The sequence below is a fragment of the Rhizobium ecuadorense genome, from assembly GCF_001187535.1.
Classification (GTDB): domain Bacteria; phylum Pseudomonadota; class Alphaproteobacteria; order Rhizobiales; family Rhizobiaceae; genus Rhizobium; species Rhizobium ecuadorense.
Map to the genome: position 1 here is coordinate 1 of NZ_LFIO01000389.1, position 243 is coordinate 243.

Annotated in this window: 1 pseudogene; it reads left to right on the forward strand. The window is 64.6% G+C overall.

Annotated elements, in window-relative coordinates:
- Positions 1 to 243, forward strand: a pseudogene (locus tag AF337_RS44240) (damage-inducible mutagenesis protein); the annotation flags it as partial.

The window sequence follows — 243 nt, forward strand, 5'->3', positions numbered from 1 at the left end:
GTCCTGCCGGGCGGTGGTCTCGCCCATGGAGCGCTGCATGAGTTCGCGGGCGGCGGTTCCGGTACTGTTGATGGCGCGGCGGCGGCACTCTGTGTGGCCGGCATTGCCGCGCGAACCAAAGGCCCCGTCGTTTGGTGTTTGACCCGACCGGATCTATTCTTTCCGGCGCTTGCCCAGGTGGGCCTCCATCCCGACCGGGTGATTTTTGTCGAGTCCGACAGGGAAGAGGATGTTCTGGCCAAT